This window comes from Qipengyuania sp., assembly GCF_964227205.1.
Lineage (GTDB): Bacteria > Pseudomonadota > Alphaproteobacteria > Sphingomonadales > Sphingomonadaceae > Qipengyuania.
Genome location: NZ_CAXQVB010000002.1, coordinates 761,859 through 783,329, shown reverse-complemented (window position 1 = coordinate 783,329; position 21,471 = coordinate 761,859). Strand labels below are relative to the sequence as shown.

34 protein-coding genes are annotated in these 21,471 nt (G+C 64.2%); 33 read left to right on the top strand and 1 reads right to left on the bottom strand.

Going from position 1 to position 21,471, the window contains the following annotated elements; genetic code table 11:
* The first annotated feature begins 5 nt into the window (after nt 1-5).
* Genes ACEQZ0_RS05875 through ACEQZ0_RS05860 form a run of 4 tightly spaced genes read left to right on the top strand, consistent with a single transcriptional unit; the run spans nt 6 to nt 1,452 of the window.
* Nucleotides 6-476: an SHOCT domain-containing protein gene (locus ACEQZ0_RS05875; RefSeq protein WP_370189306.1), complete on the top strand. Its 471-nt coding sequence runs from the start codon at nt 6-8 to the stop codon at nt 474-476.
* The gene (locus ACEQZ0_RS05870; RefSeq protein WP_370189305.1) at nt 477-827 is read left to right on the top strand and encodes a thermonuclease family protein; all 351 of its coding nucleotides are present in this window, start codon (nt 477-479) and stop codon (nt 825-827) included. It abuts the gene before it with no gap.
* Between the two features lie 2 nt (nt 828-829).
* Nucleotides 830-1,207, top strand: coding sequence for a hypothetical protein (locus ACEQZ0_RS05865; RefSeq protein WP_370189302.1), 378 nt, complete (start codon nt 830-832; stop codon nt 1,205-1,207).
* Nucleotides 1,204-1,452, top strand: coding sequence for a hypothetical protein (locus ACEQZ0_RS05860; RefSeq protein WP_370189300.1), 249 nt, complete (start codon nt 1,204-1,206; stop codon nt 1,450-1,452). Before ACEQZ0_RS05865 ends, ACEQZ0_RS05860 begins: the two co-directional genes overlap by 4 nt.
* A 229-nt stretch (nt 1,453-1,681) precedes the next feature.
* Here ACEQZ0_RS05860 and ACEQZ0_RS05855 read toward each other — a convergent pair whose 3' ends face one another.
* Nucleotides 1,682-2,305 carry a hypothetical protein gene (locus ACEQZ0_RS05855; protein ID WP_370189298.1) on the bottom strand — a complete coding sequence of 208 codons (624 nt, stop codon included), beginning with the start codon at nt 2,303-2,305 and terminating at the stop codon, nt 1,682-1,684.
* A 255-nt stretch (nt 2,306-2,560) separates the two neighbouring features.
* Between ACEQZ0_RS05855 and ACEQZ0_RS05850 the strand changes: the two genes are divergently transcribed.
* From ACEQZ0_RS05850 to ACEQZ0_RS05710, 29 genes are all read left to right on the top strand, one after another.
* On the top strand, nt 2,561-3,343 hold the full coding sequence (locus tag ACEQZ0_RS05850; RefSeq protein WP_370189296.1) for a TIGR04255 family protein: 783 nt from the start codon (nt 2,561-2,563) through the stop codon (nt 3,341-3,343).
* On the top strand, nt 3,340-3,882 hold the full coding sequence (locus ACEQZ0_RS05845; protein WP_370189294.1) for a hypothetical protein: 543 nt from the start codon (nt 3,340-3,342) through the stop codon (nt 3,880-3,882). Before ACEQZ0_RS05850 ends, ACEQZ0_RS05845 begins: the two co-directional genes overlap by 4 nt.
* A gap of 4 nt (nt 3,883-3,886) precedes the next feature.
* A complete protein-coding gene (locus ACEQZ0_RS05840) occupies nt 3,887-4,666 on the top strand; it encodes a hypothetical protein (RefSeq protein ID WP_370189292.1) in 780 nt (259 codons plus the stop codon).
* Between the two features lie 6 nt (nt 4,667-4,672).
* Entirely contained in the window at nt 4,673-5,005 is a 333-nt protein-coding gene (locus tag ACEQZ0_RS05835) for an HIRAN domain-containing protein (RefSeq protein ID WP_370189290.1), read from the top strand.
* A 62-nt stretch (nt 5,006-5,067) separates the two neighbouring features.
* The gene (locus ACEQZ0_RS05830; RefSeq protein WP_370189288.1) at nt 5,068-5,484 is read left to right on the top strand and encodes a hypothetical protein; all 417 of its coding nucleotides are present in this window, start codon (nt 5,068-5,070) and stop codon (nt 5,482-5,484) included.
* Nucleotides 5,450-6,100 carry a hypothetical protein gene (locus ACEQZ0_RS05825; protein WP_370189286.1) on the top strand — a complete coding sequence of 217 codons (651 nt, stop codon included), beginning with the start codon at nt 5,450-5,452 and terminating at the stop codon, nt 6,098-6,100. The genes ACEQZ0_RS05830 and ACEQZ0_RS05825 overlap by 35 nt, the downstream gene beginning before the upstream one ends.
* 179 nt (nt 6,101-6,279) lie before the next feature.
* Nucleotides 6,280-6,453 (top strand): hypothetical protein, encoded by a 174-nt coding sequence (locus tag ACEQZ0_RS05820; RefSeq protein ID WP_370189284.1) that lies wholly within the window; start codon nt 6,280-6,282, stop codon nt 6,451-6,453.
* Nucleotides 6,453-6,629, top strand: coding sequence for a hypothetical protein (locus ACEQZ0_RS05815; protein ID WP_370189282.1), 177 nt, complete (start codon nt 6,453-6,455; stop codon nt 6,627-6,629). Before ACEQZ0_RS05820 ends, ACEQZ0_RS05815 begins: the two co-directional genes overlap by 1 nt.
* Nucleotides 6,626-6,934 (top strand): hypothetical protein, encoded by a 309-nt coding sequence (locus ACEQZ0_RS05810; protein WP_370189280.1) that lies wholly within the window; start codon nt 6,626-6,628, stop codon nt 6,932-6,934. Before ACEQZ0_RS05815 ends, ACEQZ0_RS05810 begins: the two co-directional genes overlap by 4 nt.
* On the top strand, nt 6,931-7,443 hold the full coding sequence (locus ACEQZ0_RS05805) for a host-nuclease inhibitor Gam family protein (RefSeq protein WP_370189278.1): 513 nt from the start codon (nt 6,931-6,933) through the stop codon (nt 7,441-7,443). The genes ACEQZ0_RS05810 and ACEQZ0_RS05805 overlap by 4 nt, the downstream gene beginning before the upstream one ends.
* Complete coding sequence (locus ACEQZ0_RS05800) at nt 7,440-7,748, top strand: hypothetical protein (RefSeq protein WP_370189277.1); 309 nt, start codon at nt 7,440-7,442, stop codon at nt 7,746-7,748. Before ACEQZ0_RS05805 ends, ACEQZ0_RS05800 begins: the two co-directional genes overlap by 4 nt.
* 40 nt (nt 7,749-7,788) lie before the next feature.
* Complete coding sequence (locus ACEQZ0_RS05795) at nt 7,789-8,028, top strand: HNH endonuclease (RefSeq protein ID WP_370189274.1); 240 nt, start codon at nt 7,789-7,791, stop codon at nt 8,026-8,028.
* A 124-nt stretch (nt 8,029-8,152) separates the two neighbouring features.
* Complete coding sequence (locus ACEQZ0_RS05790; RefSeq protein ID WP_370189270.1) at nt 8,153-8,644, top strand: P27 family phage terminase small subunit; 492 nt, start codon at nt 8,153-8,155, stop codon at nt 8,642-8,644.
* Between the two features lie 11 nt (nt 8,645-8,655).
* Nucleotides 8,656-10,431, top strand: a complete 1,776-nt coding sequence (locus ACEQZ0_RS05785; protein ID WP_370189269.1) for a terminase large subunit — start codon at nt 8,656-8,658, stop codon at nt 10,429-10,431.
* On the top strand, nt 10,431-11,711 hold the full coding sequence (locus tag ACEQZ0_RS05780; RefSeq protein WP_370189265.1) for a phage portal protein: 1,281 nt from the start codon (nt 10,431-10,433) through the stop codon (nt 11,709-11,711). The genes ACEQZ0_RS05785 and ACEQZ0_RS05780 overlap by 1 nt, the downstream gene beginning before the upstream one ends.
* On the top strand, nt 11,686-12,306 hold the full coding sequence (locus ACEQZ0_RS05775) for an HK97 family phage prohead protease (RefSeq protein WP_370189263.1): 621 nt from the start codon (nt 11,686-11,688) through the stop codon (nt 12,304-12,306). Before ACEQZ0_RS05780 ends, ACEQZ0_RS05775 begins: the two co-directional genes overlap by 26 nt.
* A gap of 81 nt (nt 12,307-12,387) precedes the next feature.
* Nucleotides 12,388-13,665, top strand: coding sequence for a phage major capsid protein (locus ACEQZ0_RS05770; protein ID WP_370189261.1), 1,278 nt, complete (start codon nt 12,388-12,390; stop codon nt 13,663-13,665).
* A gap of 120 nt (nt 13,666-13,785) precedes the next feature.
* The gene (locus ACEQZ0_RS05765) at nt 13,786-14,040 is read left to right on the top strand and encodes a hypothetical protein (RefSeq protein ID WP_370189259.1); all 255 of its coding nucleotides are present in this window, start codon (nt 13,786-13,788) and stop codon (nt 14,038-14,040) included.
* A gap of 3 nt (nt 14,041-14,043) precedes the next feature.
* Nucleotides 14,044-14,625, top strand: coding sequence for a hypothetical protein (locus ACEQZ0_RS05760; protein WP_370189258.1), 582 nt, complete (start codon nt 14,044-14,046; stop codon nt 14,623-14,625).
* A 71-nt stretch (nt 14,626-14,696) separates the two neighbouring features.
* Nucleotides 14,697-14,948, top strand: coding sequence for a hypothetical protein (locus tag ACEQZ0_RS05755; protein ID WP_370221277.1), 252 nt, complete (start codon nt 14,697-14,699; stop codon nt 14,946-14,948).
* Nucleotides 14,949-15,140: a hypothetical protein gene (locus tag ACEQZ0_RS05750; RefSeq protein ID WP_370189254.1), complete on the top strand. Its 192-nt coding sequence runs from the start codon at nt 14,949-14,951 to the stop codon at nt 15,138-15,140.
* Complete coding sequence (locus ACEQZ0_RS05745) at nt 15,140-15,544, top strand: HK97-gp10 family putative phage morphogenesis protein (protein ID WP_370189252.1); 405 nt, start codon at nt 15,140-15,142, stop codon at nt 15,542-15,544. Before ACEQZ0_RS05750 ends, ACEQZ0_RS05745 begins: the two co-directional genes overlap by 1 nt.
* Nucleotides 15,544-15,954 (top strand): hypothetical protein, encoded by a 411-nt coding sequence (locus ACEQZ0_RS05740; RefSeq protein ID WP_370189250.1) that lies wholly within the window; start codon nt 15,544-15,546, stop codon nt 15,952-15,954. The genes ACEQZ0_RS05745 and ACEQZ0_RS05740 overlap by 1 nt, the downstream gene beginning before the upstream one ends.
* 15 nt (nt 15,955-15,969) lie before the next feature.
* Entirely contained in the window at nt 15,970-16,404 is a 435-nt protein-coding gene (locus ACEQZ0_RS05735; RefSeq protein WP_370189248.1) for a phage tail tube protein, read from the top strand.
* Nucleotides 16,404-16,895, top strand: coding sequence for a hypothetical protein (locus ACEQZ0_RS05730; protein ID WP_370189246.1), 492 nt, complete (start codon nt 16,404-16,406; stop codon nt 16,893-16,895). The genes ACEQZ0_RS05735 and ACEQZ0_RS05730 overlap by 1 nt, the downstream gene beginning before the upstream one ends.
* 62 nt (nt 16,896-16,957) lie before the next feature.
* Nucleotides 16,958-17,173: a hypothetical protein gene (locus ACEQZ0_RS05725; RefSeq protein WP_370189244.1), complete on the top strand. Its 216-nt coding sequence runs from the start codon at nt 16,958-16,960 to the stop codon at nt 17,171-17,173.
* The gene (locus tag ACEQZ0_RS05720) at nt 17,166-20,105 is read left to right on the top strand and encodes a hypothetical protein (protein WP_370189242.1); all 2,940 of its coding nucleotides are present in this window, start codon (nt 17,166-17,168) and stop codon (nt 20,103-20,105) included. The genes ACEQZ0_RS05725 and ACEQZ0_RS05720 overlap by 8 nt, the downstream gene beginning before the upstream one ends.
* 40 nt (nt 20,106-20,145) lie before the next feature.
* On the top strand, nt 20,146-20,811 hold the full coding sequence (locus ACEQZ0_RS05715; RefSeq protein WP_370189240.1) for a hypothetical protein: 666 nt from the start codon (nt 20,146-20,148) through the stop codon (nt 20,809-20,811).
* Nucleotides 20,808-21,470 (top strand): hypothetical protein, encoded by a 663-nt coding sequence (locus ACEQZ0_RS05710; RefSeq protein ID WP_370189238.1) that lies wholly within the window; start codon nt 20,808-20,810, stop codon nt 21,468-21,470. Before ACEQZ0_RS05715 ends, ACEQZ0_RS05710 begins: the two co-directional genes overlap by 4 nt.
* Nucleotide 21,471: the final 1 nt, after the last annotated feature.

Here is a 21,471-nt window from a genome sequence, read left to right as displayed (position 1 = left end):
GGACGATGGCAAGAACCAATAAACACCTCGACGCGTTCAAAGCCGAGCACTGTCTGAATAGCGAGGAGGTCCTCGCATGGGTGAAAGCGATCAGGGACGAGCGCGGTTTCGAGGGTGTGGCGATCCTCACCAATCAAAGGGTGGTATTCATACGGAAGGGTTTTACTTCGACGAAGCTCGAACCGTGGCCCCTCGCTTCGTTGCATTCGGTCGAATCGCGCCGCGGGCTGATTTTCCTCGATATCACGTTGCACAGTTCAGGGGACAAGCTGGCTCTTAGGATCGGCGACAAGGATCTCGGGCAGCAATTCCTGACGCAACTTCAGGAGGCTCGGAATGCCGGCACCCCGCCAACGTCTATGACCATGGATGACCCTGTCGAACAGATTGCCAAGCTGGCGCAGCTCCGTGATGCTGGCGCCATTTCGGATGAAGAATTTGCTGAGAAGAAGGCGCTGCTACTGCAGCGGATATAGTTGCCATACCTCAGTTTCCTCTGTGCAGCTGCGCTGGCGGTCGACGGCGATACGCTGCGCTGCGCGAACCTTAGCGCCGAAGCGAATGGTCGGGTTCGCCTGGCGCGCATCGACGCGCCAGAGCGCGGCGAGCCAGGCTACGAGGAAGCGACGCGGGCCCTGACCACGATGATCGAGGGCAGGGAGGTGCGCTGCGAGCTGGTCGACGCCGATCCGCGAACCAAGCACTTTGAGGAGCGGGACCCATACGGGCGACCGGTGGCGCGCTGCACAGTCGATGGTCGGGATCTTGGCCAAGTGCTGATCGAGATGGAGATGGCCAAACCCTGGCCGAAGGTGCGGAGGAAGTAGCGATGCTCAAATTCACGTTGGTCGTTCGCGAGCCGGGCAAAGTGAAGCCCGACTATTCGCTCGATTTTCAGACCCCTGCGCTTCCTCGGGTTGGGGACTACCTTTCGATCCAGCGCCCGGACCATCCACCGCCCTACGGAGAGGATGTGATCGTTCGCCGCATCTGGTGGCGTTTCGATCACCCTACCACCGACGGTTTCGTCGAAAAGCCCGAGACGGGCACGTTGAAGGAGATTTTGGTCGAATGCGACCCCGCCTTGAGCCCCTATTCCAGCGATCAATGGCGCAAACACAATCAAGGTGCCCCCGAGTTCGAAGTCGAGCGATTTTCGATCGGCGAGGCACGGTTGCGTGAGGCCGAGGGCTGGGACAAGGCATGAGCCGCATCCCTATGACGGGCGAGCGCCATGCAAATCTGGCGGACATCTCAAAGCAGATGGACGAAGCTCTGCCGCGAATGCTGCGCGAGTGCCTGGAATTTCGCAACGCGGCTGCGGATGCGGGCGAAGACATAGAGGGCTGGGACAAACAGATCGAGAAGGTCGAAGGTATGTGCCGCCTACGGGGCATCGCTCCGGAACCGATTAAACAGGAATTCAATCAGCAGAGGGAGAGCCTAGCATGAGTGATGGTGAAACGAAGACGAGCTTGATCGGCGTGCGCACCGATAGCGGAGAAAAGTTCAGCGCGCAGCCAAGGACCGCCAGTCCGACGCGAAGCGACGGGAACCGCGAAGACCGGTCTGCGCAACCTTTACCTGCCCGTTCCCCGCGCGAGGGTGACGGAGGTGCGAATACGCAGCCGCGCCCCGCTCCGACGCCGACAACATCGCCAAAGCCAAGCCCGCGCGGAACCTAACTTTTCAATCGGATACTCAAGGCTTTGATGTTGCCTGCCGGAATATAAGTCAGGAGGTCTCCCCAGGCATCATCGAACACGCCATCAACCTGGTCGACCTCGCCACCGGCGCTTTCGCGCTGGTCGACATACATCAGGATGTCGCCCGAGGTTCCTAGTACGAACGGCCCGTAGGGCAGCTTCTCGAGCCGTTTGGCCTCGGTGCTGTGGAGGTACCGACCGTCGTCGAGCTCGACGGAGAGCTGAGTGACGCCTTTGTATTCACACTCGAGGAGCCTATCCCATGCGCTCGGCGTGTCATCCGCCCAGGAATATCCGGACCAACGAAGAGCCTTGCGCAACTGCCTTCTGACGATCCAGCGCCAAATGATTGCGGCGCACAGCGCAGCCACGATTGCCAGGGCCGCACCAGCGATCCAATGGACCGTGGCCGGCAGAAGCGCGAGTGTTGCCAGGCTGAACAAGCCAAAAGCGAGAGTGCCAAAGACGGTGTCTGCAGCCTTGTGAGTGTGACGGATACCGACGAATGCCAGCAGGTAGGCGATGTAGCCGGAGCCGAGTACCAGCTGCAGCTGCCACGGCAGCGCAGCGAGCGCGGTCAAATTTGAGGGATCGAGCATTCAGATGATCTCCGGAACAGCGTTGGCATGCTGCGATCTTTCTGACTCACTCGTCAAGGACCGAAACGTGACCCACGCTTAATGAGCGTGCCACAGCCAGCGGATGTGCGCGACAACATCCGATGGATGGGCGAGCCCGAACCTCAGGTACCCAGAATTAACCCCCTTGCGGTCCACCTGTCGTTAACCTACCTGACCGCATAAGCGTTCTACTTCACATAAACTTCACACTGTGATTCCGCTGGGGAAACATCGATGAGCGAACTGCCACTGGGTGCCATTGAGCGCCGCGATCCGTTTGTGGGTCCGCGGCTCATCGAGCGTGCCGTGGTAGTGATCACGTTCGCCCCGATCGCCAAAATCGGCGATGAGAAAAACAAGATCGTGAGCGCATTTCAGGAAGCGATCCGGCACGACTATCCCCGCTTCGCTCAGCGCATCGAGCAATCTGTCAAAATTGAGATCGACGAGAAGGGGCAAGTCGCGAGTGCTCCATCAGGGGAGCGAAGCTGGATCTTTCAGTCCGAGGACGAGCGGAAGAAGGTGGTGCTCACCACCGAATTGCTGGCGCTGGAAATCCAGAAGGAAGCTTATACCAACTGGAAAGATTACACCGAAGCGCTGCTTAAACTTATCGATGCGTTCGAAAAATATGCAGAGCCCTCTCACCTCGCACGTCTCGGAGTTCGTTATCTCAATACCGGCCCTGTCGGTGGCGACGGAGATCCGCGACAACTGTGCAATCGGGCGCTGACTACGATCACTGGGAAAAGTCCACTTGAGGCGGCGGACCTGCTGTGGATGTTCAGGGTTGACGAAGGAACCTTGCTGCTGCGGAGTGGCATCATGCCCGCAAACGCCACTTATGATGCTTTCTTTCGGGCACGAGAGGGCAGAACTTGGTATCTCGACATTGATGTGGCGAGCCAGAATTTCGAGCCATTCAATCGCGAAGTGATCGCCGCCAAATTGCAGGCGCAGGCGGAACGCCTGCACGCTATCTACGCATGGGCAATGACCAAGGACGATGAACGATGATGGGCGCTGGTTTCCAAACCTATAGCGCGCCGCGCATGGAGGCCGAGGTGCGTTTCGACAAAGGGATGACGGTTCCGATAGGTGTCGTAGGGGCGAGCATCATTTTGTTGATCTCACCAACATCGGCTAGCGGGGGAACGATGCTTTCGCGTGCCGCGATGCAGCACACTTCGCCGATCAACCCGCCCTTTGCACGGGAGGAAGACGTTACTGTCGAGAACGCGCTGCTTGACGTGAAGGAGCGCGCCGGACTGGCCTGGAAGGACGTTGCCCTGCTGCTGGGGGTGACTCCACGAGCAATTTACGATTGGTTGAAGGGTGCTGGCGTCAGTGAGAAAAATCAGGCGGCGTTGTTCGGCCTGCGTGACCGGGTTCAGCAGATGGACGGCGAACCCCGCTTCCGGATCCGCAACGCATTGGTTGGCGATCAGGGCGCTGGCCTGCCAGAGCGGTTCCGTACGGTAACGGAGTTCGATCAAAACCCACTGCGTGAAAAACCGGCCGCTATCGAAAAAAACACCCTCAAGATCGCGGGCTAACAGCGTGGCGAAGGCGGGTTGCCCACTTGAAGACTGGCGTCAGGGCGACCTTATCCTCGCGCCCTTCAAGCTTCCAGTGCTTTACCTAGACGATCAGGGGCAACACGTGATTGGCAATATCGATGCACCGCACGGCGTTGCCCTGCTTTCGCAATCCTGCGACGTGTGCAAGCCAATCGATAAGATCAGCGTGGTGCAAGTTTGCCCACTCGTACCCGCCGATCCAAAGAAACTCGCGACGATCGCCAAGCGACAAGACAACCGCGCTGCAATTGTCCCCGCCAGCGAGAAACTCGGGCTGGCGCTCGATCTCGACAATGTCGCTATGTTGACGAAAGAAATGGTGGCTCAATTCGAGCGGGTCGAGGGCTGCCCTTGCGATGCAAGCCAGCGCGATCTCGCAGCGGCGCTCGGTCGCCATCGGAGCCGTTTCGCCTTCCCCGACGAGTTTCATGAACAGATCTCAACGCATCTGCGTGCATGGATCCAGAAACGGAATGGAAAGGCCAGTGAGCAAGGTAGGCTCGCTGATGCTATATATCAGGTTCGAGCCGAAACAGACAATTGGTCCAAGCCGACATACATGACGTTGCACCTGCTGCTCGACATTCCTTGTCCTTCGCCACTTCCCGCTGAATGGATTAAGGCGAGAGACGGTTTGCAGAAGAAGGCAAACTTGGCCAAAGATTATCCAGACATCGATATCGTCATCCAAGCCTATGCCGATTTTTCGACGAAAGATTTCGATGTGACCGACGAACTGGACTGGGAAGGTCTGAGCTAACGCTTGGTGGGAGCCAAGACACCTTACGCCGTCGGGCTCGCAGGCGAGCGCAGCTACCAGGCGCAAATCGCGGCCGTGGGCGTGGGCGAGGCCGTGGTGCTCGTCCACGAGCCGGACAATCCCTATGATGAGCGCGCGATCGCCGCGACATGCCACGGCGATACGATCGGCTATGTCCCGCGCGACAGCTGGCTGACGGCGGCTCTCCTGGACGAGGTGAAGGGCTGCAGCGCGACGATCAAGCGCCTGCAGCGGGGCAGCGAGGGCATCACCGGCGTCACGCTGCAGGTCCGGCTCGACGGAAAGCCGATCGGGGAAAGGGACTACGCACCCGCCTGATTATTGTCGTAAAATGGGATTCCCGCTATGTTCCCGCATGAACGGGAGGGCGGAGGCCGGGTGTGGGTCGCTCGCCAGACGACAGTGCCAGGCAAGTGAAGGCGAAGCTGACGGCCGAGATGGCCAGCTTCCGCCTGCTGGTGCTCACCTTCATCCGCGACTACTGGAACGACGTCGGCGCAAGCCCGAGCTATGGCGAGATCGCCGCAGGCCTCGACAGCAACCGCGACCGGGTGCGCAAGGCGGTGAAGAGCCTGAACCGCGACGGTCTGGTGCTGCGCACGCCGGGCCCGCGGGGGATCAAGCTGCCATCAGTGCTCGAGGAATCGGTGCGCCAGCTGCGCGAGCTGGGCTGGCGGGTCGACGAGGATCTGCAGGAGGCGCGTGCCCCCGTGACAAATTCTCCCCTCCTGCCGCCGGCCGCGCTGACCTATCCAAGCAGGGATGGGACGGAAGGGCAAAAGCGCGATCGAGGCTGAGCGGCAGGCGCGCCGCCAGCTGACCGACGAAAAGTTCCGCGCCCGCCATCCGCAAGTCGCCCGCGCCGAGCGCGCGTTCCGCAAGGATCGCGCCGAGCGCGAGCGCAACTTCTCGCGCCGCGACAAGCTGCAGGACGGCGGCACGCCCGAAACCCGGGCCCGCGCGGCGAAGGTTCACCAAGGCAGTCTGGCGCGGCTTTACGAGCGCGGCCACATCACGATCGAGCAGCTGGCGGCGAGCCAGCAGATCCGCGGCGTGGCCGAACGGCTCGGCCGCGACGTCGCGATCGGGACGGTCAGCATGGAAACGCGGGTCGACCAGTCGCGATCGGGAACGGGCGCCTTCTTCGAGGCGCTGGGCGCGGTGCGGGCGGAGGTCGCCTACAAGCGATGGTGCGAGTGGCTGGGCACTACGAGAGCGGGTGCGGCGCCCGTTCTGGCGATGGTGGTCGACGACCTGGCGGCGACGGCGGCGGGGAAGCGGTGGTTCATGCGGCCGGCGACGGCGCGCAAGGCGCTGTCCACCGCGCTCGACAAATGGGCGGACATCATCGGCGCGGTGTGCAGCGAGATCGAGGAGCCGGACCTTCTGGCGATGCAGGCGGGGCTGGTGTGAAAATGCGGCCGTGACAAATTGTCCCCTCCCGAAATGTCATCGAATCGGCCAAATCCGACCCCGCGACAATTGCGTCTCGATCCCTCGGCGCAGTCTCACAAGGCCCGGCCTGCCTCGGCAGCGACCGGGCCTTACCCGTTCCTGCGGGAGGACTTTCATGACCAGACCCGAAGTCTCCGGTGGCAGCGCGTAGCATCGAGCAGCTGCTCAGCGAGCAGCAGTCGGCGCTGGACGGCGTCTTGAACGAGGTTTCCCTCGGGATCCGCAACCAACGCCAATTCGACGAGCTCGAGGAGCGCGCGACCGCGATCGCCTTCGGCGTGCGCGACGCCTTCAGGAAAGGACGCCGCTGATGGCCTCACCCGAACCGATCGACCTCGAGAAGCTGGAAGCGCAGATCGAGGGCGAGGGCGACGTCGTCGTCGAGCGCGCCTGGCTGGCGCGGGTCCACGAGGAATTGCGGGCGCTGGAAGCGATCCGCGAGCGGATCGGCCAGGTGTTCGGCCTGCCCAAGGGCACGACGTTGTGAGGGATGCGCTGCGCGAGGCGGTGCTGGCGGTCGGCGGCGGTCTCGGCAGCGTGATCTTCCATAACGACAAGGCCTGGTCGGCCGACACGTTTTCCGGGACGCGGCATACGCTGCGGATCGAGTTCGACGGGCCCGAAGAGGTCGAGGGCGGCGAGAAGCTGGTCGACGAGCTCGCCAGCCATGAGTTTTCCATTCCAGGCCAGTTGGTTGCGGACGCAGGCGTAGAACATGTCGAGCATCGGATGCTGGGCAATCCGCGCATGGTCGTGACGGCATCGCTGCTGCTGATGGAAGTAGGTCGATGACATCGATCCGCCAGCCCCGCAGCGTTGAGGCCGCGACCGAGCTGTGCGAACGCTGGGCCACGCTCGACGGGCAGATCGCCGAGATCGAGGAGCGCCGGCAAGCGGACATCGCCGCGATCAATGCAGATGCCGATCGTGCGGCGACCGACCTGATCGCGCAGCGCGATAAGATCACCGAGAAGCTGAAGCCGTGGTGGGCAAAGGCCGGCAAGGAGCTGACCAAGGGTAAGCGCAAGTCGACCGAGATCGGAGGCTGCATGGTCGGCATGCGTTGCGGCAAGGCCAAGCTGGAAGTGCCCGGCAAGTCTTCCGACATGGTCGACGAGCTGAAGGGCAAGCGTTGGGCCAAGCCGTTGCTTCGGGTAACGACCTCGCTCGACGCCCAGGCGATCTCTAAGGCACTGCTCGGCAAACATGGGCCGAAGCTCAAAGGGCTCGGCTTCACGATCGTGCCGGGCGACGAGAGCTTCTTCGTCCAGCGGACCGAGCAGGAAGGCACGCGGACATGAAGCTGTCGCTACTTGGGCCTGCCTGCGACCTCGCCGTGCGGCGTGGCTGGCTTATCGAGCAAATCGCCGCGGTCGAGCGCGGCGAGTACACTTTCAGCGTGGCGGGCAAGGCGCTGACCGGTGCCGGCATCGCCATGATCAAGGACACGATGCTGCGGGCGCTGAGGACCGACCTTGCGGTGTGCGAGCAGAACCTCATCGCGCTGGGCGTGGAGATCTCCGATGCCGGCAAAGCCGCCGACATTCCGGCCTGCAGGGTGGAAACCGCGGGAGCCGTGGTCCCGACCAGCAGGCTGGCAGGATAAGCGCAAGCGCGGCCGCGCCGGGCAGCGAGACCGGGCACAGGTGCTCCTCGAGGAGCCCTACTGCCGCGAGTGTCTGAAGGCAGGCCGACGTCGCCAGGCGCGCATCGTCGACCACATCGTGCCGCTGGAGTGGTCGCAGTGCGACGAGCGGTACAACAAGCAGGCGCTGTGCATCGCCTGCCACGACGAGAAGTCGAAGCAGGAGCGGGCAGCGGGCAGGCCGAGCAACGAGGAGCTCGCCGCGAGGCTCCGCAGGCTGAAGGCCGAGTGGCTGACCTAACACCTCATAGGGGGGGAGGGTCAATCTCTCAGGCCGACCGTCGCGGACACCGCCGCCTCAGCCAAATTTTTCCGCGGTCGATTTCAAAGCATAAAAAGTTGGCCCTTTGGCCGGGAGGTCAGCGATGGCTTCAGGTGGATCTCGACCAGGCAGCGGTCGGCGGCGGAAGTCGCTGGATCTGAAGAAGCTCGAGGGCACGAGCCGCAAGGATCGCGACGGCGGCGGCGACGTCCCGGCGACGCCGGGCTCGCTCGTCTGTCCGGCTCACATGTCGGACCTCGAGCAGCTCTATTTCGGATCGATCGCGCATATCCTCGAGGAGCAGCGCCGATCGAGCCCGCACTTCTCGGAGCACGTCGGCCTCCTTGCCGTCCGATTGGCGCAGATCGAACGGTATAAGGCCGTCCTCGAATGCGACGGCGATACCTTCGAAACGAGGACCTCGACCGGCGCGCTGATGATCCGGAAGCATCCGGCGGTGCAAATGTTGAGCGATGCCATGCGGCATGCGCAGTCGCTTCTCGGCGAGCTGATGCTCAACCCCTCGGCGGCCATGCGCTTGGCAGAGGGAGAAAAGCCCGATGACGGTGGATTGGCGGCCTTCTTCCAAAGCTGAGGAAGGGCAGTGTGGCAGGGCGTGACTTCGTCGCGATCGCGAAGGGGTATGCCCGGGACGTAGCGAAGGGCAAGATACCGGCGGGCAAGACGGTCCGCCTCCAATGCGAGCGGTTCCTCGACGAGCTCGCACGACAGAAGCGCAAGGACTTCCCGTTCAAGCTCGACGCCAAGAAGGCGGCGCGCGTCTGTCAGTTTATCGAGTTCCTGCCTCACACCAAGGGCAAGTGGGCTCGCGAGAAGCGACTGCTGGTGCTCGAGCCCTGGCAGGTGTGGATCCTCGTCTGTACGTTCGGATGGATCCACAAGGCCGGCAAGCAGAAGGGCTTGCGGCGTTTTCGCGTCCTGATCGTCGTCGTGCCGCGCAAGAACGGCAAATCAGCGCTCGCCGCTGGCATCGGGCTCTACATGCTCTGCGCCGACGGGGAGCATGGCGCCGAGGTCTACTCGGGCGCCACCAACGAGAAGCAGGCGAAGGAGGTCTTCACACCGGCTCGGGTGATGATCAAGCGATCGCCGTCGCTGGCGAAGCATGCCGGCGTCACGGTGCTTTCGAACAGCCTGGTGCGCTATGGCGACGGGTCGAAGTTCGAGACGGTCATCGGCAACCCGGGCGACGGCCAGAGCCCGAGCTGCTCGATCCACGATGAGTATCACGAGCACGCCGACGACCGGCAGGTCGACACGATGATCACGGGGATGGGCGCACGCGACCAACCCCTGCAGCTGATCATCACAACGGCCGGCGACAACCTCGCGGGCCCTTGCTACGCCACTGTGCTCGAGCAGCGCGAGCTGATCGCCGGCATCGGCCACGACGACGGGCCACCGCTCGAAGACGAGACCTTCTTCGTCGAGTACACGATCGACGAAGAGGACGACTGGAAGAGCGAGGCCTCGCTCCGAAAGGCGAACCCGAACTTTGGCGTCTCGGTGTCGGCCGAGTTCCTGCTGGCGCGGCTGCGCGACGCGATCGCGATGCCGCGCAAGGCGGCCGTCTTCAAGACGAAGCACCTCAACCTGTGGGTCGCCGCCAAGGCAGCCTACTACGACATCGAAGCCTGGCGCCGGTGTGCCTCGAGCGAGATCCCGCAACGAGCGCTTGATGCACTGGCGCTCGAGCGGTTGCGTGGCCGCCTATGCATCCTTGCGCTCGACCTCGCGACGAAGATCGACATCGCCGCGCTCGAGTATCTGTTCCCGCCGATCGGACCGAAGGCAACACCCGAGGATCCATATATCCGGATAGGCCGCTCGTTCCTGCCCGGCGACACGATCGAGAACGTCCAGCGCTACCAGGCATGGGACGCGGCGGGCTACTTCGATGTCACCGAAGGGGCGGTGACCGACTTCTCGTTCCTCGAGGAGGCGCTGCGGCAGGCGGCGGTCGACTTCGACGTCGAGGCCTGCGCCTACGACCCGTGGCAGGCGGAGCAGCTCGCGCAGCGGATGGTCGCCGAGGGTCTGCCGATGCTCGAGTATCGCATGACGGTGCAGAACCTCTCGAGCCCGATGAAGGAGCTCGATGCGCTGAGCCGCGCCGGCACGATCGCGCACGGTAGCTGCCCGGTCATGGAATGGCAGATGAGCAACGTCGTCGGCCAGATCGACGCGAAGGACAACGTGTTTCCGCGCAAGCCGCGGGACGAAGCCAAGATCGACAACCCGGTGGCACTGATGATGGCGCTGGGCGTGGCGATGAAGGAGGAGGACGAGGTGGAAGCAGTCTCGCCCTGGGATGATCCCGAATACAGCCTCGCCGGTGCCGACGAGAGCGACGAAAGCTGATGGGTTTCCTGAGCCGCGCGATGGGCGCGATGGGGATTGCCTCGGCTGTCGCCGAGGAGCGATCGCTCGAGAACCCGCAGGTCTCGCTTAGCGATACCGATGCCATGCTCGGCCTGCTCGGCTTGCTCGACAGGAACGGTGCGCTTCCGCGGGTGTCGATCGAGGCCGCCCTGGCGGTTCCCGCGGTTTGGGGCATCACAAACTTTCTTCCGCGCACGCTCGCGGCATTGCCATTCCACACCTTCGAAGCTGGAGAGAATGGCGAGCGGGTCAACGATCCCCGCGCCCAGCTGCTGAGCTTCGCCTCCAACGCTGAAACCAGCAGCTATGCCTGGCGCAAGTACCACTGGCACCAGGTCTTCACGATCGGGCGCGGCCTGAGCTGGATCGAACGTGCCGGCGATCGAGCTGTAGCGATCTGGTCTATGGACGCCTCGAAAACGCAGGTAATTCGCCGGAACGGCCGCAAATTCTACAAATACGGCGACAGGGAGTATCCGGCGAAGGACGTGATCGACACGCCGTTCCTGCTGAAGCCGGACGGTCTCGGTAGCTATTCGCCGATCGAGAAGTGTAACCTCGCGATCAGTCTGGCGATTGCCATGGGCGACTTCGCGGGCGGTTTCTTCGCCGGCGGCGGTGTGCCGCCCTATGCGCTCGAGGGACCGCTGCCGACGGGTCGCGATGGCCTGCAACGCGCGCGCGACGATATCCAGCGCGCGATCGATCTCGCCAAGAAGGAAGGCAGGGCGTTTTTCGGCCTGCCCCCGGGCCACAAGCTCAACCCGATCGGCACCGACCCGAGCAAGGGCCAGATGGTCGAGGCGCGCCTATTCCAGATCCAGGAGGTCGCGCGAATTTGGCAGATGCCGCCGGTCTTCGTCCAGGATCTCTCGAAGGGCACGTTCACCAATACCGAGCAACAGGATCTGCAGCTGGTGAAGCACCTGGTCGGGCAATGGGCCAAGGACTTCGAGGACGAAGTTACGCTCAAGCTATACGGCCAGCGGCCGCGGCGTCGGGCGAAGCACAATCTCGACGGCCTGCAGCGCGGCGCCTTCAAGGATCGCATCGAGGCGCTCGCCCGCGCAATTCTCACAGGCCAGCTGATGCCGGACGAGGCCCGTGCGCTCGAGAACAGACCGCCGGCGGCGGGCGGCGATCGGCTTTATGTCCAGCAGGCAACGGTGCCGCTGGAAGAAGCGGGCGTAGTACCTGCGCCCCCAGAACCCAAAGACGAGGAGGACGGCGACGATGCCGGCACCGAAACCGAAAAGTGACGGCCGCGAGCTGCGGACGCTGACCGAGGGGCTCGAGCTCCGCTTTGCGCAGAGCGATGATGAAGAGCGGGTGGCCGAGGGTTACGCGGCAGTATTCGGCATAGAGTCGGATATCGGCGGCTACTTCACAGAAGTGATCGCGCCCGGTGCGTTTGCCAAGTCGCTCGATGAACGGGATTGCCTCGCCGTCCACAGCCACGATCTCGGCCGTGTCGTCGGTCGCAAGAACGCCGGCACTCTTGAGCTCGAAGAGGACGGCAAAGGTCTCCACTTTCGCAACGACCTGCCGGACACCAGCGACGGCCGCGATCTCGCTGTCCAGATCGATCGTGGCGACATCGCCGGGATGAGCTTCGCTTTCCGCGCGGTGCATGACGAGTGGGACGAGACGGTCGATCCTCCGAAGCGAACCATCCACGAGGCGATCCTCTACGAGATCACCTACACGCCGATGCCGCAGTACCCCGACACCGAAGTCGGGATGCGCAGCCTCGAGCATGCGCGGCAGGAAAAGCGCACGCACAATCGCTCCGCGGCAATGGCGCGGATCGCGATGCGCCAGGCGCAAGCCGAGCGCAAACCCAGATCCCGGTGAACCCGGAGGCGGCGAAGGCCCCCCGCGCTTTTCGCCCTATCGCCCGCCACTGGCGGGCTTTTTCGTACCTAGGAAAATCAGATGATCCTGACCCAGTATTACGAGCAGCGCGGCCGACTTGTGGCCGAAGCGCGTGAGATCCTCGACAACATCGCCGACGACGCTGACGAAACCGCCCTCGCGGAGGCCGAACAGCGCCACGATGCGGTGATGAAGAAGGTCGACGAGCTCGACAAGAAAATCTCTCGCGAAGAGCGCATGCTCGCCGCGGAGAACCGCGAAGAAGAGCGTCGCGCGGGTCAGCGTCCGCTCGAAGACGGCCGCGCGCCGGCCGGTGGCGGTGGTGGCGCCGAAGAGCGCAGCGAGGAAGACGTCCAGGCTGAATACCGCGACGCGTTCTTCGAATTCCTGCGCGCCGGCGCCGACCAGTCGAACCTGAGCACCGAGCAGCGCAGCCTGCTCCGCCAGGGCTTCATCGAAAACCGTACGCAGACCGCGGGCAACGACGCAGCCGGCGGCTACACGGTCCCGACCACGCTCGCGAACTTCATCGTCGAAGCAATGCTCGACTGGGGTCCGATGTACGATCCGGGCATCACCGACGAGATGGTCACCAGCTCGGGCAACCCGTTCGACATCCCAACCAATGACGACACCGGCAACAGTGCTGCTGCGCTGGCCGAGGGTGCCGATCTGACCGATGATGGCAGCGGCGATATCGTCTTCGGCGAGAAGTCGCTGAGCGCCTACACCTACGCAACTCCCTGGCTGAAGATCAGCTGGGAGCTGATGCAGGACTCGGCCTTCAACCTCGAAGCCTTCATCGCGCGCAAGCTCGGGGAGCGTCTCGGTCGCCTGGCGAACGCCCAGCTGACGATCGGCGACGGCGCTGGCGATCCGAACGGCATCGTCACTGCGGCTGTAGTCGGCAAGGCGGCCGCGGCCGTCGGTGCGATCGCCGCCGACGAGATGATCGACCTGCAGCATTCGGTCAATGCGGCCTATCGTCGCAGCCCGAAGTGTCGCTGGATGTTCCGGGACACCACGCTCGCTTCGATCCGCAAGCTGAAGGACGGCCAGGGCAACTACCTCTGGCAGATGGGCGACGTGCGCGTCGGCGCGCCCGACCTCATCCTCGGCAAGCCCTACAGCGTGAACGACGACACGCCGGCGATCGCGACCGGCAACAAGTCGGTGCTGTTCGGCGACTTCGGCCGCTACACGGTCCGCAAGGTCGGGCGCCCGCTCATCGGCACGGTGCGCGAGCGCTTCTGGCCGAAGATCGGCCTCGCCGGCCTGATCCGCTTCGATGGCGAGCTGCTCGACGCCGGTGCGGTGAAGGCGCTGCAGCAGGCCTGATCCGACGATCAATACCCGATCAAATGAGCCGGGCGGCAGCAATGCCGCCCGGTCTTTCGGTGAGCGCCGTCTTCGTCCCCCGGGGCGGCTCTCTCCGAAGGTACCAGAACGGAGACTACCATGAAGATCGATCTCACGATGCTCACCGGCATGTCCGGCCCCAAAATCAACGTCACTCGAGGTGACCCGTACTCGACCGACCTCGACGAAGCGGCGCGCATGGTGCGTGGCGGCTTGGCGCAGGCATCGGATACCAAGGGTGCGAAGGCGGTCGAGGAGAAGATCGCAGAGATGGAGGCCGAAGAAGCGGCCGCAGCCGAGGCCGCCGAGAAGAAGGCCGCGGAAGCCGCCAAGAAGGCCGCGGCGAAGAAGTAACCGATGGCCTGGTCTGCAGCCGTCACCACCGTCGAGCCGGCGGAGGAGCCGATCACGCTCGACCAGGTGAAGGAGTTCGTGTCGATCGACGCCACAGAGGCGGAGTTCGACACGCTCCTGGGCGGGTTTATCGCCGCAGCGCGCGGGCACCTGCAGGCGATCACTGGCACGCGCCTGGTTGTACAGACTGTCGAGCTGCAGGCCGACAGCTGGAGCGATCTCCTGTGCCTGCCGATCGGGCCTGTCTCCGATGTCGTGTCGGTGAAGTATGACGACGTCGACGGCGTGGAGCAGACGATCGCCGACACGGTCTACGAGCTGACGGGTGCCGGTCTCGCACGTGGGATCCGGACCAAGGTCGGCGAAGGCTGGCCGAACAGCGTCCGCTCTGTTTCGGGCGCGATCCGGGTGGCGCTGACGGTTGGCTACGACACCCTGCCGCCCGAGCTCGAAACCGCGCTGCTCCTGATGGTCAGCGACCAGTTCGCCTTCCGCGAGAGCGGCGTCGTTGGGATGGCTGCGGCCACCATCAAGTCGAGCATGCAACTCGACGGCCTGATCATGAACCACCGGATCTGGCTGTGACACCGAGCGGACGGAGAGACCGGCGGTTCCGCTTCGTCCGGCCGGCGACCACGAAGACGCCGCGCGGCTCGATGGTCCAGGGCGCCGGTGCCGAGCTCGCGAAAGGGCTGGGGCAGGTCAACTACGGATCGGGCGCGGAGCGCCGGCGCGCCGGGGCGGAGAATTCGGAAGTCGCGGCGACCATTCGCGTGCTCGCGACCGCAAAGACGCGGGAGGTCAAGGCAACCGACCTCTGCGAACTCGACGGTGCGACATGGAACGTCACCGGCGCCGTTCCCTGGGGACGGCGCGAGATCGATATCACCATCATCAGGAGAGGCTAGATGGCCACCAAGACTGGAAGCAAGAAGACCGAGCCGCGCAACGCCGAAGTGAAGGCGCTGCGCGCACATTCAAACCAGCACGGGGCGAAATACGCCAAGGCGCAGGGTGACACCTATGTGCATCCGCGGCCGCAGGCCGACATCGATGCCGGCCTGGTCGAGCTGGTAGCGGAAAAGCCGAAGAAGGCCTGATGCTCGACTTCGCGATGGACGGCATCGACGCAGCGATCGATGCCGTCCGTCGCGTCGTCCGGCCGGTCAACAACAAACGAATCGGCGAAAACGCGGCAGCGGCACTCGAACCGATCGCCGAAGACGCGCGTCGGCTCGTGCCGGTCGAGAGCGGCGATCTGCGCGACACGATCCGGGTCTCGCTCGAATTTGCAGACGGCGGCTTCACCGATGGAAGCATGGTCGTCGTCGGCCCGCTCGCGGCCGGCGATGCGCGCCATGTGTTCTACGCGCATTTCCTCGAGTTCGGGACGATCACCATGCGCGCGAGGCCGTTCCTCGGGCCGGCGATCGCGAAGCACCAGGAACTCGTCTTCGACGTGCTCGGCGAACGCATCGGCAGGGACATGATCGGAGCTATCTGATGGATGCTGCCCTGCTCAAGCGGCTGCGCGAAGCGCCAGCTGTCGCCGCCAAGTGCGGGACGTTCAACGACGAGCCGGCGATCGACTTCGATGAGCGCAAGTCGGACGAGCAGAGTGCCTTTCCGGCGGCGATCATCACGCTGATCGATCCCGGCAAGCGCTATGACCAGGACGGGCCGAGCGGCAAGCGGCAGGCACGCTGGCGCTTCGAATGCATGGCGCTGACGCCTGATGGCGCGGCCGAGCTCGCGGAAGCGATCGAAGGCGAGCTCGAGACAGAGGCCACGGTGGCGACGGTCCGCTTCCAGCAAGGTTTTCTCGCATTCGGGCGGAGCTTTCCGCCGGAAACGGTCGGCGAGCTGCGGATCTACCGCCGCCTGATCGACATGGACATCACCGCAACTTACTAACGGAAGGAAATTGCCATGGAAGGCGATGGCGTCGTCAACACCGGGGGGATCGAGGTCCACCTCACCAATGATTCCGCGGTCCTGACCAAGCTCAAGGGCGTGGTCAAATGCAACCGCCCCACGCTGCAGGTCGAGGAAAGCGAAACCACCGACCAGGACAGCGGCGGCACCAAGGAATTCAAGGCCTCGATGGCCGAGGTTCCCGATCTGTCGTTCGAACTCAAATACGAGCCGGGCAGCGCCACCGACCTGCTGATCCTCGAGCACCTCGCCTCGAAGGAAACGCGCCCGTTCAAGCTCGTGATCCCCGAGGAAGACGGCACGACGCAGGATTGCTCCGGCTCGATCTTCCTGAAGACCTACGTGCCCGACGACGGTAGCCTCGGCAGCACCCGCATGGCGAAGGTCACCGGGCGCCCGGGTCCGATCACCCAGGCAGCCTCGGCATAATGGCCGGCGCATCGAAACCCTCGAAGTTCTTCGGCGAGGCGGACTTCGTCTATGGAGGCGAGCTCTATCGGCTCACCCTCGACAACATGGCGCTGCTCGAAGCCGAGGGCGTGCTCGGCGAATCGATGATGGACTTCCTCCCGCAGCTGCAGGGGGCGATCACCTCGGGTGGAAACCCGCAGATCCGCCACCTCGCCGCGATCATGTACGGCGGGCTGAAGAACAATCACCCCAAAATCGAGCAGCGCGACGTCGTCGACATGGCAATGTCAAAGGATCCTGCGCTCCTGAAGGCAATGGTGGAAGCCATGGAGGCCATCGAGGTGCCCGAGGACGACACCGGAGAGCCGGGAAACGGCGAGCCGGCGGGCAACCGCCAGCAGCGCAGGGCGGCAAGGGCTGGTGCTGGGACACGCTCTACCGGCTCTGGGCGCAAGCAGGCTTCGAGCCGGAAGCCTTCTGGCGGCAAACCCCGCGAAGCACGATCTTAGCGCTCTACGGCGCACGCGACAGGGGCCTGGGCGACCAGCGAAGCCGGATCTCGGCGGGCTGGATGACCGGGCTCCTGACACATTGGGATCCGCTGAAATTCCCGTCGCTGGAGCAGATGCTCGGCGAGCAGAGTGACAAGCAGGTCGCGACACCGGTGGATGACGCGGAGCCGCGCGCCAATGCGGCGGCCTGGATTGCCGTCATGAACAGCTGGAACCGCAAGGCAGGGGCACAACCCACCGGCAATATCGAAGAGCAGGAGGTCGACGATGGGTAACCGGCGCATTGCCGACCTCCACGCCGCGCTGACCTGGGATCTCGACGATTTCGAGCGCGGTACCGGGCGGATCGAAAGCGGCTTCAACAAGCTGATCGGCAAGGGCCGCGAGATGGCGGACAAGTTCCGCTCGATCGGTCGCGACATGACGCTGGCGCTGACCGTGCCGATCGCCGGGCTCGCCACCGGGTTCGCGGTGGCGGCCAAGGGCATGGCCGAGGACGCACTTGCGATCCGGAATTCAGCTCGCCTGGCGGGCAGCGGGTTCGAGGACTTCCAGCGGCACGCCTATGCCGCGCGCGAAGTGGGCGTCGAATTCGAGAAACTCACCGACATCTTCAAGGACGTCCAAGACAAGTTCGGCGACTTCATCGCCAATGGCGGCGGCGAAATGCAGGACTTTTTCGAGCATGTCGCGCCCAAGGTCGGCGTGACGGCCGAGATGTTCAAATCGCTGAGCGGGAAGGACGCGCTCCAGCTCTATTTCGATTCCCTGCGCAAGGCGAACGTCAGCCAGGCGGAGATGATCTTCTACCTCGAAGCCGTGGCGGACGAAGCTTCGCTGCTGATCCCGCTCCTCGAGGACAGCGGCCGCGCGTTCGACGAGCTCGGCGCGAAGGCCCCGGTCATCAGCGAGGAAGAAGCCGACACACTCCTGCGGTACCGCGAGGCGCTGAAGGATCTGACCGATGCCTTCCGCCGCGTGACGATCGCGGTGGTCGAGAGCGGCCTGCTCCAGTCGCTGACCGATATCCTCGAGACAATTGCACGCAGTGTGGGCGAGTTCGCCGAGGCCAATCCCGCATTGTTCCGGTTTGCGGCCGGCGCCCTCATCGTGCTCGCCGCGCTGGGCCCGCTCGCGACAGTCCTGACGACGCTGGCCTTCATCGCTCTGCCGCTTTTCCTCGCTCGCCTGAGCCCGGTATTCTTCGCCCTCTCGGCGCTGATCAATCCGATCGGCACGCTGCTGGTTTTTCTCTCGAAGCTGGTCGGCGGGTTTTCCGGGCTGATCGGCGGCATCGGGCGCGTGATTCCCTTCCTCGGCAGGATGGTGCTGAGCCTTGCCCGGCTGCATCCGGTTGCGGCCGTACTGATCACAATCTTCACGCTGTTCGGCGACAAGGTGGTCGGTGCCCTCGGGCGATTGTGGGATCGGGCGAAGCAAGTGCTGGGCCCGGCGTTCGAAAAGCTCCTCACCAATCTCTCGCATGCCGTCGAGGCGGTCATCGGTGCGTTCACCGCGCTCGGCCGAACGCAGCTGGGCCAATTCCTCGGAAAGGTCATCGAAGTCGTGGGCGACCTGGTCGCCGCGCTCCTCGAGCTTGGCGGCGGAGTAGTCATCTTCGCGATCGAGCTGCTGATCCGGGCCATCGCCGGCATCCTGCGCATCATCGAAGGTGTCGTAACGGGGGTCTACAAGCTGCTGAGCGGCGACTTTGCAGGTGCCTGGCAGATTGCGAAGTCGGCGGTGGTAGATGCGATCGCGGGCATGTTCCCGGCCTTCCAGAACCTGTGGAACTGGATCCACGATACGCTCGCACGGCTCGGGCTGATGGACGAAAGGGTCAAGGAGGCGACCGGACAGGGCTCTGGCGACAATGACAAGGGCGCACCTTCGACCAAGCCCAAGGGCCGCGACTGGTCGGGCTTCACGCCCTACACCCTGCCCGAGAAGGGCAAGAAGGGTGGAGCGAAGAAGACCCGAACGGGCCCGTCCAAGGAAGAGCTGGCGGATCGGCGCGAAGAGATCAGGCTGGAGCAGGAACTTGAGCTCGCCCGGCTGCGCAACGACCAGGACGCGATCAAGGCGCTCGAGCGGCAGAAGAGCCTCAAGGATCGCATCGAGCAGTACGAGCGCGCGGGACTCAAGGCTGCCGAGGCGAAAGCCGCGGCCGAGCGCGACTTCGCCGATATCGATCGGGCGAAGCTGGCCGCACGCGACGAGTTTCTCGCGCGGCGTGAGGACGAGCTCGACCTGCAGCTCGCGCAGCTGCGCGGCGACTGGCAGCACCTCGACGACCTTGAGGCCGAAGAATATCTCAGGCGAGCCATTGTCGAGCTGCAGGAAGACGGGTTTACCCTCATAGGTGCCGAACGGATCGCCCAGGCCGAACTCCTGCGTATCGAGCAGGCTCGCGCCGAAAACGCGGCACAGCGGCTCCGCGACCAGAAGGCTGCGCATGATATCGAGCTAGCAAGGCTCCGCGGTGACGACGTTCTCGCACGGCGTCTCGAAGAGGATCGGCGTGTCGGCGATCGGACCGAAGAACTGCAGCGAGATTTCGGTTACAGCCGCGCGGAGGCCGAAGCAGAAGCGATCCGTGAGGCGAGCGATCGCGCGCGGGCGCATGTGCAGGGCAATTTCCGATCGGCGTTCCGCGATGGCCTCCGGGCCGCGATGGACGGCAATTTCTGGGGGTGGTTCAAGGATCGCCTCAAGGATGCGAGCTTCAACGCGCTTGCCAAGGCTCTCGATCGCCTCGCCGATCGTCTCGCCGACATGGTCTTTGGCCAGCAGGGCGGCGGCAGTGGCGGGGGAGGCCTCTTCTCCTTCCTCGGATCGCTCTTCGGGGGCGGTGGCGGTGGAGAACCTGCCAATCTCCTGAGCGGCACGCCCTACGATGTGCCCGGCTTCGCCACAGGCGGCAGCTTCAAGATCCGCGGCTTCTCCGGCGTCGACCGGAACATTCTCTCGCTGAACGGCCGACCGGTGGCGAAGGTCGGCAACGGCGAGATCATGGACGTGCGCAAGGGGGAGAATGGTGCGGCAGGGACGCATGTCTTCGCGCCCAATATCTACGCACCGGGAGCCGACGCCGCCCAGCTGAGGCGCGTGGAGGAGCAGCTCGTGGCACTGAACGACAGCGTCGAAGGCCGCGCGGTAAGCGCCGTGCGAGACTTCAACCAGCGCACGTTCGGCCAGGGCTTCTAGCGGGGCTGTTTCGATGATCTTGACGATGCCCGGGCGGGGCGTGGCTGCGAGCGACTTCGAGATCGATCGTAATGACGCTCTCGCGCCCGAACGCGGCGGACGCCTCGGCAGTGTTTCCCTCGGCGAACCGCTGTGGCACGCCAAGTACGAGCTGTCGCGCAGCATGTCGCTCGATCTTTCGGACGAGTGGCGCGCCTTCGCGGCAAGGCTGCGCGGCCCGCAGAGGGTTCTCGTCGGGCAGGACCGGACGCGACGCTATCCTCGCAACTATCCGGACGGTTTCGCGAAGGCGACGCGCGTCGCTGGCACGCCTTTCGACGGCGCGGCTGCCAGCTGGTCGCAGGCGATAAACTCCGACCTCGAGGCGACGCTAACGCTCAACGACCTGCCCGCAGGGCTGCGCCTCGAGCGGGGCGATTATGTCGGCTTCCGCTGGGATGCTGCCGGCTCGCCGGCGGGAACGCACGATCGCCTGGCCATGGTGCGCCTGGTTTCACCAGCCATGGCGAATGCGGCGGGCACGCTCGACGCGCTGGTCGAGATGCCTGTCCCGACGCTCGTCGTACCGGCCGGCGCCGAGGCGCATCTCGACAACCCGGCCTGCCTCATGAAGGTCGTGCAGGGCGGCGTGAAGCTGGGCGACATCGATACGCTCGGGACGCTTACCGGCGGAACGATCGAGGCGATGCAGGACCTGCGGCCGTGAGATCGCTGGCAACGGCCGCCATGGCCGCGATCGAGGACGGAACCGCGCAGATCGCCGGGGCCGTCGAGATACTCGCCGTCGACGAAGCGATCCGCGTGTGGAGCGGACACGGTATCCTTCCTCTCGAGGGTGAGGACTATCTCCCGCTGGGTGACCGCGATCTCGGGATCGCCACGGGTGCCGCACTAGGCGGTATTGCGCAGAACCTTTCGTTGAGCCTCTCCGGCATCGAACCGGCTTTGCTCGAGTTGCTCGATGCCGCATCGATCAAGGGCGCGCCGGTTCGCGTCATCACGCTGGTATTCGATGGCAGCGGAACGCAGCTGCTCGACCACTTCGTGCATCGCAGGGGGCGCGTCGACCGGGTCAGCCAGAAGGAGACCAGCGCTGGCACCGCGACCATCACGGTCGAGGTCGAAGGCCCGGGCCGAGGTCTCGGTCGCAGGACCGGACGGATGCGCAGCGACGCCGACCAGCGCCTGATCGATCCCGATGATGGAGGCATGCGGCAGGTCAGCTTCGCAGCCGAGAAAACGCTCTATTGGGGCGGGCGGCGACCCTCTAGGGCAGGCGCCTCTCTCGGAGGCGGTGGCCGAAGCGGCATGCCGGGCTACGAATACGGCCAGCAGTTTCCCTGGGTAAATCGGAGCCATCATTGAG

What these genes read in the sequence shown, in the direction of transcription:
- ACEQZ0_RS05725 (WP_370189244.1), top strand. Translation starts at nt 16,958, where the DNA reads ATGACCGGGCTCCTGACACATTGGGATCCGCTGAAATTCCCGTCGCTG.
- ACEQZ0_RS05735 (WP_370189248.1), top strand. Translation starts at nt 15,970, where the DNA reads ATGGAAGGCGATGGCGTCGTCAACACCGGGGGGATCGAGGTCCACCTC.
- ACEQZ0_RS05775 (WP_370189263.1), top strand. Translation starts at nt 11,686, where the DNA reads ATGCCGGCACCGAAACCGAAAAGTGACGGCCGCGAGCTGCGGACGCTG.
- ACEQZ0_RS05720 (WP_370189242.1), top strand. Translation starts at nt 17,166, where the DNA reads ATGGGTAACCGGCGCATTGCCGACCTCCACGCCGCGCTGACCTGGGAT.
- ACEQZ0_RS05850 (WP_370189296.1), top strand. Translation starts at nt 2,561, where the DNA reads ATGAGCGAACTGCCACTGGGTGCCATTGAGCGCCGCGATCCGTTTGTG.
- ACEQZ0_RS05800 (WP_370189277.1), top strand. Translation starts at nt 7,440, where the DNA reads ATGAAGCTGTCGCTACTTGGGCCTGCCTGCGACCTCGCCGTGCGGCGT.
- ACEQZ0_RS05825 (WP_370189286.1), top strand. Translation starts at nt 5,450, where the DNA reads ATGGGACGGAAGGGCAAAAGCGCGATCGAGGCTGAGCGGCAGGCGCGC.
- ACEQZ0_RS05860 (WP_370189300.1), top strand. Translation starts at nt 1,204, where the DNA reads ATGAGCCGCATCCCTATGACGGGCGAGCGCCATGCAAATCTGGCGGAC.
- ACEQZ0_RS05745 (WP_370189252.1), top strand. Translation starts at nt 15,140, where the DNA reads ATGCTCGACTTCGCGATGGACGGCATCGACGCAGCGATCGATGCCGTC.
- ACEQZ0_RS05865 (WP_370189302.1), top strand. Translation starts at nt 830, where the DNA reads ATGCTCAAATTCACGTTGGTCGTTCGCGAGCCGGGCAAAGTGAAGCCC.
- ACEQZ0_RS05755 (WP_370221277.1), top strand. Translation starts at nt 14,697, where the DNA reads ATGGTCCAGGGCGCCGGTGCCGAGCTCGCGAAAGGGCTGGGGCAGGTC.
- ACEQZ0_RS05780 (WP_370189265.1), top strand. Translation starts at nt 10,431, where the DNA reads ATGGGTTTCCTGAGCCGCGCGATGGGCGCGATGGGGATTGCCTCGGCT.
- ACEQZ0_RS05875 (WP_370189306.1), top strand. Translation starts at nt 6, where the DNA reads ATGGCAAGAACCAATAAACACCTCGACGCGTTCAAAGCCGAGCACTGT.
- ACEQZ0_RS05770 (WP_370189261.1), top strand. Translation starts at nt 12,388, where the DNA reads ATGATCCTGACCCAGTATTACGAGCAGCGCGGCCGACTTGTGGCCGAA.
- ACEQZ0_RS05730 (WP_370189246.1), top strand. Translation starts at nt 16,404, where the DNA reads ATGGCCGGCGCATCGAAACCCTCGAAGTTCTTCGGCGAGGCGGACTTC.
- ACEQZ0_RS05805 (WP_370189278.1), top strand. Translation starts at nt 6,931, where the DNA reads ATGACATCGATCCGCCAGCCCCGCAGCGTTGAGGCCGCGACCGAGCTG.
- ACEQZ0_RS05760 (WP_370189258.1), top strand. Translation starts at nt 14,044, where the DNA reads ATGGCCTGGTCTGCAGCCGTCACCACCGTCGAGCCGGCGGAGGAGCCG.
- ACEQZ0_RS05790 (WP_370189270.1), top strand. Translation starts at nt 8,153, where the DNA reads ATGGCTTCAGGTGGATCTCGACCAGGCAGCGGTCGGCGGCGGAAGTCG.
- ACEQZ0_RS05750 (WP_370189254.1), top strand. Translation starts at nt 14,949, where the DNA reads ATGGCCACCAAGACTGGAAGCAAGAAGACCGAGCCGCGCAACGCCGAA.
- ACEQZ0_RS05740 (WP_370189250.1), top strand. Translation starts at nt 15,544, where the DNA reads ATGGATGCTGCCCTGCTCAAGCGGCTGCGCGAAGCGCCAGCTGTCGCC.
- ACEQZ0_RS05855 (WP_370189298.1), bottom strand. Translation starts at nt 2,305, where the DNA reads ATGCTCGATCCCTCAAATTTGACCGCGCTCGCTGCGCTGCCGTGGCAG.
- ACEQZ0_RS05845 (WP_370189294.1), top strand. Translation starts at nt 3,340, where the DNA reads ATGATGGGCGCTGGTTTCCAAACCTATAGCGCGCCGCGCATGGAGGCC.
- ACEQZ0_RS05765 (WP_370189259.1), top strand. Translation starts at nt 13,786, where the DNA reads ATGAAGATCGATCTCACGATGCTCACCGGCATGTCCGGCCCCAAAATC.
- ACEQZ0_RS05815 (WP_370189282.1), top strand. Translation starts at nt 6,453, where the DNA reads ATGGCCTCACCCGAACCGATCGACCTCGAGAAGCTGGAAGCGCAGATC.